Source organism: Xenorhabdus sp. PB61.4 (genome assembly GCF_963894935.1).
Taxonomy (GTDB): domain Bacteria; phylum Pseudomonadota; class Gammaproteobacteria; order Enterobacterales; family Enterobacteriaceae; genus Xenorhabdus; species Xenorhabdus stockiae.
On sequence record NZ_CAWQJR010000148.1, the window covers coordinates 1 to 15,935 of the forward strand.

Below are 15,935 nucleotides of genomic sequence, written 5' to 3' on the forward strand. Positions count from 1 at the left end.
AAATGGTGAAGACCATTTTTTAAAATGGAATTATATAATATCGAATGCTATCGTTTCAATATTATTTATGTCATATATTCTTTTCCTGATGATTTCAATGGTAAGACATAGATTAGTACTTATATTTTATCTTTTCAGTGCTGTCATAGAAATGGTCATTGTTGTGTTTTCAATTACTAGAGAATTATATCTGTCGGCTGATTTATCAGTAGAAGAAACTGAAGGTGAACGTTTTCTTTGTTGTGTATATAGGAGTAGAGAATATTTTATAGGTAAAAAATTAGATTGCATTATTAATGAAATTGGCAAACCAAACAATCGAAAAAAGCATGTCGTTATGTGGAAATCTGGTAGATATGCTGTTTCTGCTTGGATTAATAAAAGAGGAAAATGCATAGATATGAAAATCAACTATGGTTATAAACCCTCTGTAAAATAAAAGATAGTCAATATCGTTCAGTGACGTGAGGTTGTTATTTTTTCTCTTGATAAGTTACCCTCTATTTTTCCTATAACTTTATAGGTGTGAATTCTAGCTTTGGATTAATACTTTATTTCTACAAATAAAGCATAAAATCATGGTTTTTTACTACTAATGAAAAAAACAAATCAGAATATAATCGATGTAGGAATGGAATAATTTTCATATGGAATTAACATGAAAGGCATAATTAGGATTGGGGATAAAACCACTCACGGTGGAGCGGTGCAGGAAGGATCTGCTGTAATGAAATTTTCAGGAATTGGTGTTGCCCGCCTTGGTGATAAAGTATCCTGTCCTATTATAGGGCATGGTATAACTCAAATTATAGAAGGTCACCCTACTTTCAAAGATAATGGTATATCTGTTGCCTTTCATGGCCATAAATGTGGGTGTGGCTGTACATTAATTTCCTCATTGGGTAATGCAACATCGAGTTGATTATGGCTATTGATCTTCTAAATATTCCGGATAAAGCAAATAGGAAAAAGCCACCACAGCTAAAAAAATGGTTATACATACTCTCTGTTTTTATTGGTGGAGCCAGCATTATCACTGTTTTTTTTTGGCCAGAAGGGAAATCGGTTAAATCTCTTGCTTTTATTTTATTTTCATTTGTTTATCCTTTTTCTATCTGGTCACTTATTTTTCTTATCAGGAGATTATATTTCGATCTCAATCAGCTTTGGGCAGATAACTGGGATAGAAAACGAGAAAAGCTTATTGAACACGAAATAAATCGTGGTCAGAAGCATCTTTATCATCTTAACTCTGTTATTCATATTCCAGATGCATTTATGCAGGGTACATTGTCTGAACAATTGGTACACTCCATTATAGAAATGCCAAAGATCGTAGATGCATCCACCGGGAAAATTATTCGTAGAAAATCATTTTGGTCAAAAGTAGAACAAACGGAAGATTTGTTATATGAAAGGATATGTATGTTATTGGCTGATAATGAACTTTCTTTTACTTTAGGAGATCTTCTCAAGAAAACCAATATTCAGGTATGTTTGGAACTGGATGCAAATTTATCATCTTCACAATATCAAAAAGTATGGGAAAAAGTTTGTAAAAATAGTCATGTTACACTCCCAGTCAGTTATCTTCATGGGCAAGGTGTCGAAACTCTGGATCAATGGATTGATTCTTATTCTTCTCATGAGCCTTTATTGATCATTTCTGTTCATTTATCTAAGAGTGATGATGATGGGCATGGTGATGCTGCGGTTGCTCTGCTAGTAACTTCATCCTCTTCTAAAGTAATAAGTGAAATTGATAGCACTCGATTATGCCGTCCTGAAAATTTAGGTCAAAATGAAATTAATTATGCATTGTCTCAGGCGTTATTATGGGGAAAAAGTTGTGGTGAAGATATTCAATATCTTTGGATATCAGGAATGGGATGTGACAACAAAGCGCAGATAGCTGCTGCGCCATTGGGTGAAGAATATCCCCATTTAACACAGCCTGAAAATCAAATTGATATTGATGGGAAAATTGGCTATGCAGGTGCTGCTTCACCTTGGTTAGCAATAGCCATCGCATTGGAATCAGTGCAAAAAAATAAAAAACCACAATTAATAATGAGTGCAATATCTCAGGATTTAAATAAGCCCTGGTTTATGGTGGTTAAATAATTATTACTCTGCATCTTGGAATCTATCAAGTCAGATGAATGTTTTTAATTTTAACAATAATGCATATCGGAGTGAATGATTATTATGCCTGAGTCTGAATCTAAATCAGGAAAATCAGTTATTTTTCTCGCGGCGGCTTACACCTTAGCAATATTACTGGTTATATTTATTGGAGTGGTTATATATTATTTCAATATTAATCCAGAGCTGCCAATAAAGAAATTATTGATTTATGCTGGTTCCGTTTTCGGTGCTTTATTCCTGCTTTTTCCCTTTTTTTTATTGGGGTGGAGTAAACATGCTGAGGTGAGTTTTACCTTATTATCCGGTAAGTCAAAAGTAAAAAAAGAGAAAAAAACAAAAGGATCACCAGAACTATATCTGGATTTAAAACAAACATTAAAACTCCGCTATGGCTCTTCATGGAAAAAGAAAACCCAAATCCTGATGATTATTGGTTCTCCTGAGCATGTTGAACAACTTATTCCTGGTTTGGTGGCAGAACAATGGCTGGAATCTGACGGTACTTTGTTAATTTGGGGCGGTAATATTACCGCCAATGTTGATGATACTATCGATCAGTCTCTGCGTCAGTTGCGCCGTACCCGACCACTGGATGCGCTCATCTGGGTTACAGATCAATACCAACACCAAACTTCGCTTGAAGCATCAGTTCATTCGCGTCTCGTTTCTGGCCATGCATTCGAGACATTGAGCCGTCATTTAACCCAGCGCTATCAGTCATTAGGCTGGCGTGTGCCAGTTTATGTCTGGTTTCTGCATCAAACGAGCTGGGATAACGCTCATGAACAAGTTTCAGCTCCGGGTTGTTTCCTGTCTTCCTCCTGTACACAGGAAAGTCTGCATACCAGTCTGAATCAGCTTGCCCCGATGATAACGGAGCAGGGGACTCAACAGCTTATCCATAATTCCCGTCATGATTTTTTACTAACTTTGGCGAATTTTTTGCGTCAGGGAGGCAGTGAAAAAATTAGTGCTTCATTGGCAGTGTTTTTCAATTCACACCAACAATTACCGCTGGCAGGAATAGTGTTTAGCTTGTCATTTATTGCAGGTAAACGTGTGGATATACACCACTGGGGTAGGGATAGCCGTTGGGACAATCTACTGAGTTCGGTTCAGCAGTTGCCGCCGAAGCTGAGAGCCACAAAACTGGGCTGGCAATGGCGGAAAGCGGGAAACCGATTACTGGCTGCCCTGATGGTGATGGCTGGAGCTGGCATGTTGGTTTCCTATGCCAGTAACCGCCATTTAGTGCAGCAAGGAGCGGAGCAGCTTGAATTGGCGAAAAATGATCAGGCTCTGTTGGCTGAGCGTATTCAGGCGTGGCTGGAATTACAGGATATATTATCGATGCTGCAATACCGCGAAATACATGGAACTCCGTCTTATGCCCGTTTGGGATTGAGCCAGAATAATACGGTGTTACAGGCACTCTGGCCGGTTTATACGCAATATGTTATGCCTTGGCTGAGAAATTCAGTCGCTGAGCAGATGGAGAAAAATCTGAATATGCTGGTGAGTCTGCCGCCAAACAGCGCCGCCCGCTCAGTTGCTGCAAAGGAAGCTTATGGCCCTCTCAAGGCTTATCTGATGATGGGGCAACCGGAAAATATTGATGAAGATGTGTTCCGTGAAGCTGTTATGGCGAATTGGACAGTGCCAGATGGTATGCCAGCCGCAGCTTGGCAGGCTAAGGCACCAGAATTACTCTCTTTCTATGCGAAGAACTTGTCCAACAATCCAGACTGGACGATGAAGCCTGATGAAGAGTTAGTTCGGCAATCACGAACGGCATTGGTACGGGAAATTGGTCACCGTAATGGTGAATCCTCGCTATATCAGAAGTTGCTGCAACAGGTTTCTACTCATTATGCGGATATGTCTCTCTCTGATATGACAGGCGATACAGATGCTGAGCTTCTTTTCACAGCAGATAGCTTTGTGCCGGGTATGTTTACCCGCAAGGCATGGGAGGAATCAGTTGAGCCTGCGATCGAACGGTTGGTGAATGAACGACGGACGGAAATTGACTGGGTGTTGAGTGACGGTCAGCAAAATGCCAGTGATGAGCTTTCTCCGGAAGTGCTCAGGGTAAAACTGACAGATCGTTACTTTGCTGATTTCTCAGGCGCTTGGCTGAATTTCCTGAATGGTCTGCACTGGAGACGTTCGGATACGTTATCCGATACGATTGATCAATTGACTTTGATGGCAGATGTTCGTCAGTCACCGTTGATTGGTTTGATGAATACCTTGGCGTATCAGGGTAAAACGGGGCGTCAGGAAGTGTCAGATTCATTTGCTCAATCTGCTAAGTCAATTTTTAATAAGGATAAACAGCCAGCAATCAGCCAAAAGGTTGGTTTTACCGGCCCTCTGGAACCGACTTTCGGCCCATTGCTGGAACTGATTGAACCCAAAGCCGGAGCACAGGATGGGCAACATCTTAGTCTGTACAGTTTTCTGACACGAGTAACCCGCGTGCGGTTGAAACTGCAACAGGTGACAAGTTCAGCAGATCCGCAGGCGATGGCTCAGACGATGGCACAGACGATATTTCAGGGTAAAGCGGTCGATTTATCTGATACCCGTGATTATGGCAACTTGGTAGCAGCCAGTTTGGGCCAGGAATGGAGCGGATTTGGTCAGACCGTATTTGTGCTGCCAATGGAACAGTCGTGGCAGCAATTGTTGGTGCCAACTGCTGAAAGCCTGAATGCGCAATGGAAACGGGCAATAGTGGATGACTGGAATCTGGCTTTTGGCGGGCGTTATCCGTTCAAATTGGGAGGAAGTGAAGTTTCCCTGCCGTTGCTGGCGCAATATTTACGTGCGGATAGTGGACGGATTAGCCGTTTTCTGGAAAGCCGATTGAGCGGCGTTTTACGCCGTGAAGGTAATCACTGGGTGCCTGATAGTATTAATGCTCAGGGATTGAAGTTTAATCCGGAATTTCTGTCCGCGTTGAATACGCTGAATTCTCTATCAGATATCGTATTTACCAGTGGCGAAGCGCGGCTCGCGTTTGAAGTACGACCGGGAACGGCCGGTGGGGTAATGCAGACCAATCTGATAATAGATAATCAGAAATTGATTTATATGAATCAGCGCCCGGACTGGAAGAAATTTATCTGGCCTGCAGATACCACTGCGCAAGGAGCGATCTTAAGCTGGTCGGGTACAAGATCGAGAATGCGTATTTATGCAGAGCAACCGGGAACATGGGGTTTTATCCGGTTGCTAGAAAAAGCGAAAGTTACACCGTGGTCAGGTTCAGCTAGCAGCTATCAGGTGAGCTGGAAGACGCCGAATGGACAGATACTAAACTATACGCTGCGAACGGAGGCTGGCGAAGGCCCGTTGGTGCTGCTGAAACTGCGTAATTTTGTTCTGCCAGACAAGATATTTGACTGATTTTTGACTAAAAATGGCTGAGTACAATTGAGGGAATTTATTCCCTCAATCACATCCTCCACTGTCACCGCCTCCACAATCCCCATAACCAGAGTCACTATTATCACAATCTCCGTTACTATTATTGACATTAATATGAGATGGGATATAGGCAAAGTTACTATTTTTGAATTTTTTTCGAAATACTCATTTTTATTGCATATTGCAATTAATATCCAAAAGAAATTTTCCTGACCTATATAGGTGTTGATAAGCATTCTACAGTAGTTAATAAAATTATAGTTTTCTTCGTCTAATATACTTGTTATGGCACTTCTTATTTCATTTTCTATACTGTCATCTATAATTAGCATTAATTGGTTTTTTGCGAAATCCATTATGAAGTTGATTTTATCTTGAGTTTTTCTTTGTTTTTTTATTTGTCTGTTTTTCCACAGTTCTTTTTTTTCCTAATCCTTGATTAGGAGAGTAAATGATATCTATTTATATCGTATCCCGATAAATAAACGCCAAAATATTGTTTAATTGCACGAAATGATTCGGAAAAATAAGAATATAATTTAAGTAAAATAAAATGTATCTAAGAGTTGTAATCATTTCAGGATGAGCGAATATGATGTTTTTATCTTTCTGGTTAGATGAATAATCTACTTTTTTATTTTTATGCTTTATTTTGCTATTTCACGGTTCGGTTTTAGGAACAGGGATTACGTGTAATGAGTTTGCTGGATACCCTATGTCACTCCTGTTTTGGTGATGATCACACCAAATCCGATGAGCTGGCACAAAAACAGATCGCCATCTGGGAAAAATGGCTTATTCCGATTACTGCTGAGCAGCCGGTTGGCAATGATCCGGGTTACGATGATGATTTTGAACGGATGCGTGAAGAAGTTAATAAACTCTCAGGCGCTGATACAGAGTTAATTTGCCAATTAGCAGAAAAGTTATTAACGACGGTCTGTAAAGATGTCCGTGTGGCAACTTATTACCTTTGGGCACGCTTACACCGTGAAGGAGAAGAAGGGTTCGCGGATGGGTTAGCGCTATTAGCCGGGTTATTAATGAAGTTCGGGGATAGTTTGTTACCTTCACGGCCTAATAGCCGGAAGGCGGCGTTGGAATGGTTATCCGGCAACCGTGTTCTGGATAGCCTTTCTTTATATCCAGAAGTGGGTAAACCTGAATTTGAGCGCATCATCGCTTTACTGCGGTTTATGACTAATCAGCTCGAAACATGGGATGAAAATAACCGTCCTCTATTTGGTAAGTTATATAGCGCTCTGGAAAGCCGGTTGATGCAATCGGGGGGATGGAATGCTGTGGTTCCTCAGAATATCAGTGCTTCTTCTTCACATGATATAGGGTTGGCAACTGGGGCTAAATCCGGGCCGTCTATTGCCGTTCAGCCGATCCAGTCCGGTCGTGAATTGTTGGATCAGGCTAAATCTCTGGCTCATTATCTGCGTAACCAGCCTCAAGGCTGGCTTTCTGCTCATCGATTAATGAAAAGTGTACGCTGGGATACCATTCATCAATGCCCACCACAGGATACTCAGGGATGTACACGGTTAGCTCCGCCTAGAACTGATGCCCGTGCCCAGCTTAAGCGTCTCTATATGCAGCAAAGCTGGGGAGAATTGCTGGAGCAGGCAGACAGGCTTTTTGCTGAAGGTGTAAACCATTTTTGGCTGGATGTGCAATGGTATCTCTATCAGGCATTAAGTAAGTCGGGAGCACCCTGGGATGGCTGGGCGGACATCATCAAACAGGATCTGAAGTTACTTTTACGGCGGTTGCCCGGATTAGAAAAATTAGCGTGGAATGATGGTACGCCGTTTGCCGATGACGTTACTGCCAGTTGGATCATGCAGAAAGTGTTGGATGAAGGAAAAGGATGGTCAGACCCATCAATCAGCCCCGGTGTTGTAGTGGAAGAGGATGATATTTTGTCTCTTGAGGCAGAGGCAATCGCACAGGCGGATAGTGATGGTCTGGAAAAAGCAATGGCATGGTTACAATCTCGCCCGGCCGTAACAACACCCCGTCAGCGCTGGATGATGCGTTTACTGATGTCACGTGTAGCAGAGCAGTTTGGTCGGAACGATTTGGCGTTACACCTGCTGAGTGAACTGGATACAACTGCCGGAACCCTTACCCTTGTACAGTGGGAGCCTGAACTGGCGTTTGAGATCAAGGCGCGTCGTTTGCAATTGTTGCGGGCTAAATCTCAACGTAATAGTACAGATAAAACCGTGATGGCTCAGCAATTGGATGAATTATTAGCTGAACTGGTCAGGCTAGATCCAGTTCGTTCTGTGGTGCTCTATGGATAATCATTTTTTATATATGGTAAGGATTCCGTTTAATGGATGATTTAACACTCCGTTATTTTGATGCTGAAATGCGTTATTTGCGAGAATCCGCTCGCGAATTTGCACAGGCTCACCCAGATCGCGCAGCTTTGCTGGATTTGGATAAAGCCGGTACGCCAGATCCTTTTGTAGAACGTTTATTTGAAGGCTTTGCTTTCTCTATGGGGCGATTACGCCAGAAAATAGATGATGATCTGCCTGAATTGACGGAAGGCTTGATGAGCTTATTGTGGCCACACTATTTGCGTACGATCCCATCTCTGTCTGTCGTCGAAATTTCTCCTGATATCAGCCAGATGAAAATGGAAGAAGTGGTACCCGAGGGATTTGAAGTTTTATCCCAGCCCATTGGGCCAAAGCAGGCAGTCTGTCGCTATCGAACAACGCAAGAGCTTCATTTACACCCTTTTACTGTCTCCAACGTACATATCTCGACAGAGCCTGATGGCCGCTCTGTTCTCCGGATCCGTTTTAATTGTGGGGAGCAGGCTGAATGGTCTCAGGTAGATCTGTCCCGATTACGTTTTTATCTGAGTGGTGATGCTCAAATCAGTGCGGCTTTGCATTTGGCACTGACTAAGCGCCAATCAGCCATTTATTTACGTTTGCCTGAAGTTATGGATCGGATTCGTTTTGATGGTTATTTTTCTCCGGGAGGTTTTACTGATAACGATCGATTGTGGCCGAAAGGAGATACCTCATTCAGTGGTTATCAGCTTTTACTGGAGTATTTCACTTTCCGGCAGAAATTTATGTTCGTTGAATTGAATGGCTTGGAGGGTATCCGGTTTCCTGACAAAACCCGATGGTTTGAATTGGATATTGTTTTAAGTGAGCTTTGGGATTCTGATTTCTTAGTGAAAACAGAACATATTCGGTTGCACTGTGTTTCTGTGATTAATTTATTCACTCTGGAAGCTGACCCTTTGACCGTTAATGGACTGGAAAATGAATATTTACTGCGTCCACGCCGTTTGCAGGATGGCTATACGGAAATTTATTCCGTTAATGGTGTTAATAGCTCCCGACATGCTGAAGAAGGTGCTTATGTGCCATTTACCAGTTTCCGCCACCAAGGAGGAATGTTGCGCCGCACAGCACCAGAGCGTTATTACCATACTCGTGTCAGACGAGGAGTTACTGGTTTACATGATACATGGCTGATACTGGGTGGACAGGTTTGGGAAAACAACCGGAATATCACATCGGAAACACTCTCCTTACAAATTACGGGTACAAACGGTCAGTTACCGCGTAAAGCCCTCCAAAGTACTTTACTGAACCGCTGTGAGCAAACATTGCAGCTTCCTGTCAGGGTACAGAATCTATGCAAGCCAACTTTACCTGCTTACCCTCCGGCAGAGGATCGTTTTCATTGGCGGGTTCTGAGTCATTTGGGTTCGAGTTTTCTCAATATGATGGCAAGTGCAGAAGTCTTACGTGGGACGCTGGCGTTATACAACTGGCAAGAAGATGAAATGAATAATCGTAAATTGGATGCGATTGTGGCCGTCCGCCATGAGCATCTGCAACGATTTGAAAAAGGTTTTTTATTACGTGGCATTGATATTGAAGTCACACTGGATAGTAACGGCTTCACGGGAGAAGGCGATATTCATCTGTTCGGTGAAATGCTCAATCGGTTTTTCTCTTTATATGCCGATATTCATCTGTTTAACCAACTGACTTTGATTATTCAACCAAGTGGGAAATGTATCCGATGGACCGAGAATCACAACCAGAACTTACCGCGCTGATTACTCAGCTTAAAGATAAGCTGCCATTGGTCAATTTTTACCGTTTTTGTCAGTTGATTGAGAGCCTGAAACCTGAGAAATCGGGTTTAGGTAGTACAACAAACCCGGATGATGACCCCGTGCGTTTTCGTCCTCATCCGGGGATGGGATTTCCTGTCAGCGAACTGAAAACGATAGAAACAGGGCATGAAGCTCATGACAATAAACCCAGTGTAAGAACCACTTTTTTAGGATTATATGGGGTTGAATCACCGCTGCCATCTGCTTATATCGACGATATTGCTCAGCAGCGAGAAGGAACGGAAGCTGTCACTGATTTTCTCGATTTATTCAATCATCGCCTGACAACACAGTTTTATCGTATCTGGCGCAAGTACTCATATCCTGCGACCTTTAAGGCTGGTGGAAGTGATGAAACTTCGCAATACCTGCTTGGTTTAATTGGGCTAGGTATTCCGGGATGTGCAAATCATATTGGCACACCGGTTTCTCGTTTTTTGGCTTTGTTGGGCACGATGCGTTTACCTACCCGGACATCAGAAGGCATCTGCTCTTTGATTAATCTGCTGGCACCTAATACCAAAGTGGAGGTTATCCGCCATGATCGGCGTCGGATAGCAATAGATAATCCGGTCAGAATGAGTTGCCATTCACCTGTTAGCCTATCTCATAAGCCTGTGCTGGGTCGGAGTGGTATTGATGTAAACAGTCAGATACTACTGATTTTGAAGACTCAGGATCCAGAGGAGGTCAGACAATGGTTACCTCCTGATGGTCAGTTACATGCAGATTTAATGACTTTGCTTCATGCCTATCTGGGATCAAGAGTTCATGCTCGTTTACAACTGCGTATACCTCGTGAGTTGCTGCCAGAAGCTCAACTGAGTGTCACAACCGGGCAGGGAGTGAAGCTGGGGCAAACGGCAGTGATGAGAAGGCTGTCACCTGTTACAGCTAACGATACGGTTGTTAACCAAACAATCACTCATAGGGTAATTGTGGGTAATGTGATAATCGATAAAACAAATACAGGTAAGACGGCGGGCAATAACGCGGCGATTAATAGAACCAGCACAAATAAAAAGGTCAATGAAATTACTATTGGTTTGGGACGCTATCAGGCTGCCCCCGAACAGCTTTTCCGAAAAGAGACTCATGAATATGGCAACTATCGATTTTAAACATGGCTCCACTGAATGCATCATTAGAAACAATAAAAGCAACAATACAAAAAAAGGGGCTTTGGCATTCATATTGTCTGCTGCAATGTGTGTGACTGGTTGTGGATTAACCCAGACTATCGGTGATGGTTCAGCCGAAGTAACCAGATCAATTTTTTATAAAAAAATCAAAGAAGTTCATCTGGATTTTCAGGTTCGGGATGGATCTAATCTGAATGATAATGGTATCGCATTGTCTACAATGGTTCGTATCTATCAGTTAAAAGATCGCAGGGCCTTTGATTTAATTGAATATCAAAACATATTTACAGATGACATTAATACTATCCAGTCAGATGTATTGAGTGAAAAGGATTTACAGCTTCGTCCGGGAGAAAGTTATTCCCTTGATATGTCTTTAGAAAAAGGAGCCCAATATGTCGCGGTTGTTGCGATGTTTCACTCGCCTGATCTGACAAAGAATAACTGGCAGATTGTTATCCCTAAAACGTCATTGGATCCGGATAAAGCCCGCCAGGTTGAGTTGAAAAATCAGACGATTCACTTATTACCCCTGAAAAAGGACTGAGGCAATGTCACAACCTTCACTTTATGAAATGTTGACAGGAAATTTCTCAGGAGGATTGGATTTGCATCAGGTTTCTGAGGAAAATCAGGTTGTCCTTTCCGTACTGGATAATATCCAGAGGATTATCAATACGCGTGCCGGAACTCTCGCGCATTTACCGGATTATGGATTGCCGGATATGAGCAAAATCATGCAGGGATTACCGGGAACAGCCCACAGTTTGATCAATATTCTTTCCTCGACGCTCCTGAAATATGAACCACGTATTAAACGTCTTTCGCTGACCTTGTTACCGGAACATGAGTTTGGAACGCTTCGTTATGCGTTAGAAGCGGAACTACATGAAGTTGGTTTAGTTCGTTACGGTACTGAATTTATTCCCGGGGGTAGAGTGTTGATCAGGCACTTGAAGAAACAAAATTTTCTGGAATCGAAATATCAATCATAACCGTTTCAAAGCGTGATAAAGGAATACCATGAATACAACGTCAGAAAAATATCTGAAAACAGGGGAGGATCCCCGTACTTTTCCAGATTTTACCGCATTACGAGATGAATTGAATAAATTGCACCACCCAGCCCGCCCTGATGTGAACTGGGAACAGGCTGAGCGCCTTTGTTTATCGTTATTTAGTCAAAATGGTGTCGAATTGCAGACTGCTGCATGGTATACGCTGATACGCACAACTCGTGCAGGGTTAGCGGGGTTAAATGAAGGGCTGGCGATTATTCATGGTTTGGTTACTCATCAATGGCAGGCTATCTGGCCCCAGCAAGTGCATGCCCGGATAGAGATTCTGGCAGGTTTGAGCCAGCGTTCGATTAATTCATTACGTATCCAGACCTTTGTCTATGCTGATCTACCTCAACTCTATCAGGCAGAGCAATATATCTCTCAACTTTGCCAGACATTACAGCTGTTGGAATTGAAACATGTCAGTCAGCTGGAAAGACTAGGAACATTTATTCACAATGCGGCGGTTCGTCTGGAGACTCTGGAAGGTGCAAATATCGATACTTCCTTAGAACAGCCACCTGAGGCAGCGATAGAATTTGAACCGCCACCGATACCTTCACCTAATACTGCTCAGCAAACATGGGTATATGTCGCAAAACCGGAAGAAGAATCTCAATCTAATATTGTGATGCCACCGCCAGAAAAGCCGGGGTTTCAATGGAAGGGATTCGCGTTAGGGGTCCTAATCGCGTTGGTGTTTAGCGGAGGCGGGATGGGTATATGGCAGTATGCGACGCAGGATAAAGTTGATCCTCGGCTACAGTCTACAGTGGCTTCATTACCAGAAATATTAACAGAGGATGTTCTTTTTTCTTTGGGGGCTCAGTCGGATAAAGAACATGGAGAAAATAGTGTGATCTTGAATAAGACAAAACGACAGTTAAAAATGTTGGAGTCTTTATCGCCTGTCTGGCAGCAGGATTATGGTTTTTCTTTGGTTCATCAGTCTAAGGTATTGTGGCCACAGTCTCCACTGAGTGCTGAGTTATCAGCGCAATGGAATAAACAGGTCACCATGAATGCCGCTTCGATTGATAGTTTAGGGCATTGGCACTCCGGTATGGATCAATTAGCAGAACTCACTCGCCGATTAAATTGGTTGGATGAAAAACGCGGACGTTATATAACAGGCTCTGAATTGAAATCCGTTGTGTTTTCTTTGACTCAAACGTTCAATAAAAATCCTCCATTGGAAGAAAAACTAAGACAGCTTGAAGAAACAGCAATAAAAGAAGAATTATCGCCAGCACTGATCCAACAAACGGATATGCATTTTATCCAGTTACTCAATCGGTATGCATTAATTAAGCAAAGTAGAAACTCTTCAGCAAAAAATCATTAATCTTTGTAAGGCTATATTTGGGTGATATGAATAAATGTATGAATTAACATATGAAACTGCACTTTTCCATTTTGTATTTTTCAGTATAGGAGTGGGCTTGGTTATCTGTGGGGCACGCTCTTTTAAAGCAATCAAAGGGAAATGGTATATTGGAATTATAAAAATAGTAATGATCGGCATTGGTTGGATATTAATTGCCAGAGCTGTCTGCTACGCTTTGTTTTCATTGGCTGTATACGTATGGTGTTTGTTAATCTGTTACAATTCCCCACTGATAAAACTCCTTTCTTAATCTTAATAAATTTTATCATCTTTGTTGGCTGCACTTCACTATGCAGCCGCAATAAGAAATAATTACATGATTATCTTGTGGGAAGAGATATCGCTGTATGTTTCTATTTAATTAATATCACTCTTTCCACAATATCCGACAAGTCGGGTGCGCTTTCTCCCGGCAAATCAGTATACGGGCAAAAATATCATCAATTTCGGCTTCATCAGATTCCGCTAATCCAATAATCACTTCTGAAAAGAAATTAGGATCTATTTCAAAATCAACATGTTTAAGCCATATATCTGAGGGTTCTGATAACTCTGCGCCACCGCGCTCTTCGAACTGTAGGCTGAATAGTAAGCTATCCGCAGGATCGAGATTCTCAACCGCTTGTTCCAGAAAAATATCGTAGGCTTTTTCCAGCGCTTCGTCTTCGGTCATTCGGTTATTGAGATCCAAGTGAAGAGAATGTGGATATGTTGGTTGATTTTCCATAATGGTAGTGTCCGAAACTGATAACAGAAGGGAATTAAAACATGGATGGTAGTGATTGAATACTATCAAAGTGCAATCATAGCCCCGTTAGTGGTGGCGAGGCTATGAAAAATAGTCAGATATTTATGTTTTGCTCTTTTTTTGTGCCGAAAATCACAAAAGTGGACTGAAAAAATAACACAGGCGCTCAAGCACTCGTTGCCGGACAGGGCGCTTTTGCCACTCGTCACTGTCAAGTAACACTGAACGGGTAATATAATCCTGTTGGACAAGCATTAAATCACTGCCAAAGAGTTCATCATCGATCACAACGGTAATTTCAAAATTGAGCCATAAGCTACGCATATCCAGATTAACAGAGCCAACCATACTGAGCTGCCCATCCACCAGAACACTTTTTGTATGCAATAGCCCGCCTTCAAATTGATAGATTTTTACACCCGCTTCCAGTAATTCGGTAAAAAATGCCCGGCTTGCCCAGCGAACAAGGAATGAGTTGTTCTGGCTCGGTACAACAATGCTGACATCAACACCTCGCATGGCAGCGGTACAGATTGCATGCATTAAATCATCACTGGGAACAAAATAGGGAGTGGTAAGAATGAGTTGTTCTCTGGCGGCGAAAATGGCTGTCATCAGTGATTGTTGGATAAGCTCATCAGGAAAGCCGGGACCAGAGGCAATAACCTGCGCCGTGTGCCCGGATGCCTGCTCAAAGGGCATGATATTAGTGTCAGGAGGAGGGGGAAGCTGGCGCTGGCCCGTTTCCATTTCCCAGTCGAAGGCATAGATAATGCCCAGTGTCGTTGTGACCGGGCCTTCCATTCTGACCATGATGTCAATCCATTGGCCTACACCGGCATTTTGTTTGAAAAAACGAGGATCGACCATATTCATACTGCCGGTGTATGAAATATAGTTATCAATAAGAATAATTTTTCTATGCTGGCGTAAGTCCATGCGACGCAAAAAAAGACGAAAGATATTCACTTTCAGCGATTCTACAAACTCAATACCGGTTTTGCGCATCATATCAGGGTAGGGACTACGGAAAAATTGCCAGCTTCCTGCTGAATCCACCATGATACGACACCTGACACCACGTTTTGCTGCCCTCATTAAAGCATCAGTCACCTGATCAACCAATCCACCCGCCTGCCATATATAAAACACCATTTCAATACTATGTTCGGCAGTTTCTATATCATTGATAAGAGACTTTAGGGACTGCTCATAAGATGTTATCAACTGCATCTGATTGCCTCTGACACCTTTGATTTTCTGCCGACGCTCGCATAGCTGGAACAAAGGCTCAGCGACTTCGCTGTTTTTATTGGCAAAAATATGTTGTGATTTTTTTAGATCGGAAAGCCAGTCAGCCACAGAAGAGCGCATTTGTTTTGCCTGTTCAACTCTGCGCTTACCCAGATGTAACTCACCGAATGACAGATAAGCAACAATGCCGACCAAAGGGAAAATATAAATAATAAGCAACCAGGTCATTGCTGATGTCACTGGTCGGCGCTTCATCAGGACCCGGATAGTAATACCAGCGATAATCAGCCAGTATAAGAAAATAGCCAGCCAGTAAAGTACAGAATAAATGGTTGTCATAAGTGGCAATCAATCCTGTTTAAGTATTTTGATACCGTAGTGAGTGCAAGTTTCTGTAAATTTTAAGAAATTATCAAGGAAATACCTTCCATTAGGCAGAAAATAATTCAAATATTACCCATGCTCAACTAAATATGATGAGTAGATTGAGTTCAGGCTAATGTTATTTATTGAGATTATTTACGACTGCTGAAACATGCTGAATATGAATATTAAGGTAAACCTGTAATTGGTTGACATCTCCGGCAGT

The 15,935-nt window shown here is 42.2% G+C and carries 12 protein-coding genes; 10 read left to right on the forward strand and 2 right to left on the reverse strand.

The window, feature by feature from the left end; translation table 11 throughout:
* The 10 genes from AACX68_RS08335 to AACX68_RS08380 all read left to right on the forward strand — a co-directional run.
* On the forward strand, positions 1 to 439 hold a 439-nt coding region (locus AACX68_RS08335), incomplete at its 5' end, for a hypothetical protein (RefSeq protein ID WP_228858828.1).
* Positions 440 to 658: 219 nt separating this feature from the next.
* Positions 659 to 922: a PAAR domain-containing protein gene (locus AACX68_RS08340; protein WP_228858829.1), complete on the forward strand. Its 264-nt coding sequence runs from the start codon at positions 659 to 661 to the stop codon at positions 920 to 922.
* A 2-nt stretch (positions 923 to 924) separates the two neighbouring features.
* Positions 925 to 2,124, forward strand: coding sequence for a hypothetical protein (locus AACX68_RS08345; RefSeq protein WP_228858830.1), 1,200 nt, complete (start codon positions 925 to 927; stop codon positions 2,122 to 2,124).
* 84 nt (positions 2,125 to 2,208) lie between these two features.
* Complete coding sequence (locus AACX68_RS08350; protein ID WP_228858831.1) at positions 2,209 to 5,562, forward strand: ImcF-related family protein; 3,354 nt, start codon at positions 2,209 to 2,211, stop codon at positions 5,560 to 5,562.
* Positions 5,563 to 6,278: 716 nt separating this feature from the next.
* Positions 6,279 to 7,898 carry a type VI secretion system protein TssA gene (gene tssA, locus AACX68_RS08355; protein ID WP_228858832.1) on the forward strand — a complete coding sequence of 540 codons (1,620 nt, stop codon included), beginning with the start codon at positions 6,279 to 6,281 and terminating at the stop codon, positions 7,896 to 7,898.
* 32 nt (positions 7,899 to 7,930) lie between these two features.
* Positions 7,931 to 9,694 (forward strand): type VI secretion system baseplate subunit TssF, encoded by a 1,764-nt coding sequence (gene tssF / locus AACX68_RS08360; protein ID WP_228858833.1) that lies wholly within the window; start codon positions 7,931 to 7,933, stop codon positions 9,692 to 9,694.
* Positions 9,658 to 10,875 (forward strand): type VI secretion system baseplate subunit TssG, encoded by a 1,218-nt coding sequence (tssG, locus tag AACX68_RS08365; protein WP_228858834.1) that lies wholly within the window; start codon positions 9,658 to 9,660, stop codon positions 10,873 to 10,875. Before tssF ends, tssG begins: the two co-directional genes overlap by 37 nt.
* The gene (gene tssJ / locus AACX68_RS08370; protein ID WP_255705420.1) at positions 10,856 to 11,443 is read left to right on the forward strand and encodes a type VI secretion system lipoprotein TssJ; all 588 of its coding nucleotides are present in this window, start codon (positions 10,856 to 10,858) and stop codon (positions 11,441 to 11,443) included. The genes tssG and tssJ overlap by 20 nt, the downstream gene beginning before the upstream one ends.
* A gap of 4 nt (positions 11,444 to 11,447) precedes the next feature.
* Entirely contained in the window at positions 11,448 to 11,891 is a 444-nt protein-coding gene (gene tssE, locus AACX68_RS08375; RefSeq protein WP_228858835.1) for a type VI secretion system baseplate subunit TssE, read from the forward strand.
* A 28-nt stretch (positions 11,892 to 11,919) separates the two neighbouring features.
* Positions 11,920 to 13,302, forward strand: coding sequence for a VasL domain-containing protein (locus AACX68_RS08380; RefSeq protein ID WP_228858836.1), 1,383 nt, complete (start codon positions 11,920 to 11,922; stop codon positions 13,300 to 13,302).
* Between the two features lie 409 nt (positions 13,303 to 13,711).
* On the opposite strand, the gene AACX68_RS08385 is transcribed toward AACX68_RS08380, so the two are convergent.
* Both AACX68_RS08385 and cls read right to left on the reverse strand, forming a co-directional pair.
* On the reverse strand, positions 13,712 to 14,035 hold the full coding sequence (locus tag AACX68_RS08385; RefSeq protein WP_228858858.1) for an HI1450 family dsDNA-mimic protein: 324 nt from the start codon (positions 14,033 to 14,035) through the stop codon (positions 13,712 to 13,714).
* 189 nt (positions 14,036 to 14,224) lie between these two features.
* Positions 14,225 to 15,685 (reverse strand): cardiolipin synthase, encoded by a 1,461-nt coding sequence (gene cls / locus AACX68_RS08390; RefSeq protein ID WP_228858837.1) that lies wholly within the window; start codon positions 15,683 to 15,685, stop codon positions 14,225 to 14,227.
* Positions 15,686 to 15,935: the final 250 nt, after the last annotated feature.